Raw genomic sequence first — 2,092 nt, 5'->3', positions numbered from 1 at the left:
AAGCCCCATATGGCATGACGGAAAGCACTGGCGATCCCGGACGACTTACTGGATCAGTTGCTGACTGGCGATGATGCGGCGGCAGCCCTGTACTCGGGTGATCTGGTGAACGCGCAGAAGAAGGCTCTGGCGGAGCGGGCCTGAGGGCGGAGATGGATTACCATTTGAGTGATGATACGGAAGCTGAGAACAGCCGCAACGGCTACGGTCGCAAGTCGGTGTCGACCGGCACGGAGAAGATCGAGATTGCGGTTCCCCGTGACCGTGCGGGCAGCTTCGATCCGCAACTGATCGCCAAACGCCAGCGCCGGTTTCCGGGCTTCGATGACAAGATCATCACACACTACCATTCAGATTCAGGCTCTGAGGTAGTAACGGCTCGATCGCCGCCCATTGCGTGTCGTTCAGCCAGGAAAGGCCCGCCATGCTCCATGGCCCTCAGTAGCGGCTTGGATCAAATCCTCTGTAGTCATTGCAAAAGGTACTGAACCTATGCTGCGCACGGATGGTTGCAAGTCCATATTGTGTCTCCGGCAAGGCTTCGAACACCTCCCACAATCACATCTGGCAAGTCACCCCTCACAAGATAATTCCTGAGTCGTTCCGAAATGGCATTCTCGCCAGTATCAGAAAAGAACCATTCATTTTTTTTTATCGCCTACTACACTTTCTAAGTTTTTTATTTTCCTGATTGCATCCTGCAAATTTCCTTTTTTTGATATCGGTGGATCGGTTATCACCATGAACAAAGCCGACTGCGGTCCTGCCGGAATTCTATTGATATAATCATTTTTTATTTCATTAATTTTTGAAATATCATGCATCTTTGAAGCTGTAAAAGCTAAATTTACAGCAATCTGCGCTTCAGAATTGCTAAGCATTCCACTTTTGGGGATTTGCAGTCTAGCTAGAGCAGACAACGCATGCTCCTCGGTCTTCCAATCTTTTTTCCGGTCAGCGTCAATAATAATTTTTTTTAATTCACTATTTTTATGTTTTTCTCCGATGAAAATTTTTTCATCTACATGTTTATTTTTCATTGTTTCTATTTCATTATTCAATTTGTCAATTATTCTTTTTTGGTCAAAAGAAAGGGGCGGTTTGTTGATTCGGTTTAATATAATTTGTGCCGAGTCCAGATTATTTTGCCTAATTTGAAATTTTGCTAAATCGATTGACAATTCAAATTTTTCTCGATCATTTTTTGCGGTTTTTATGATTGTATTTAATATTTTCTCGGACGGATGTTTGAGGCCGAGATCAAGAAGTTTACTAGACAATATCTTTAGCACCGGCATACCAAGCGAACTACCTGGTATAAGATCCATATTATCTTCAATTAGCGCGGCCGCAGCCAGTGGACTCATTTTTTTTAAAATATCATCATTTTCAAGTTTCGTAAAGAATTTTTGCCGCAGCCCATTAATTGAATCGGCCTCGTTGGGAAATAATATAAGTGCGCGATTCAAACCGGCCATTGCCTCTGGCCATGCACCATAAGCCGCCTGAAGTTGGGCTAAATGCAAGCGTAGGGACAATTCATGATGCTCCCCCCGCCAATCATAGATATGGCTTAATAATAACGACGCCGCTGATTTGGCGTCAATTTTATGCAACTTATATTCAAGCATAATCATACGTGAGAAGGCGATGGCAGAATCACGATTATTTTTCGATTTTATTATATTATGATAGCTTATTAGAGCATTTCTGTTATCGCCTAATTTTTCCTGCAGCTCCGCTTTCTCCAGCCGGAGGTATTTCTCATTTGGGAATAATTGAAATAATTGCTCCAAAGCATGAACTTTTCCAGTTCTAATAAGTGCTTCGCCAACAATTGGGGTAACTTGTCCTCTTAATGCAACTGGTAACGCCGACAAAAAATTAATGTATTTTCTAAGAATATTACCAGAATTCTGATTATTATAAATTTCTGCATCGGCAACCCCGCGCCAAAAATTCGCCTGGTCTTCGCTTTTCGGCATCTTTTGAAGATGCTTCAGGGCCTTGTTCGGATGAAATGAGACGATATCTGAAACAGCATGCAGCAACTGCCACTGCGCGCTCCGCACGATGTATGGTTGGCTCTGTG

At 43.5% G+C, this 2,092-nt stretch carries 1 protein-coding gene and 1 pseudogene; one reads left to right on the top strand and one right to left on the bottom strand.

Annotation, left to right across the window (positions count from 1 at the left end):
- Positions 1 to 27: 27 nt before the first annotated feature.
- Positions 28 to 347: pseudogene (locus APM_RS20150) on the top strand (transposase); the annotation flags it as partial.
- 294 nt (positions 348 to 641) lie between these two features.
- On the opposite strand, the gene APM_RS20145 reads toward APM_RS20150, so the two are convergent.
- Positions 642 to 2,092 (bottom strand): M48 family metallopeptidase (locus tag APM_RS20145; RefSeq protein ID WP_138919143.1); only part of this gene is annotated, 1,451 nt, incomplete at its 5' end.

The organism is Acidiphilium sp. PM (assembly GCF_000219295.1).
GTDB lineage: Bacteria > Pseudomonadota > Alphaproteobacteria > Acetobacterales > Acetobacteraceae > Acidiphilium > Acidiphilium multivorum.
The sequence above is the reverse complement of the archived record's forward strand: the minus strand, read 5'-3'. Positions and strand labels throughout refer to the sequence as shown.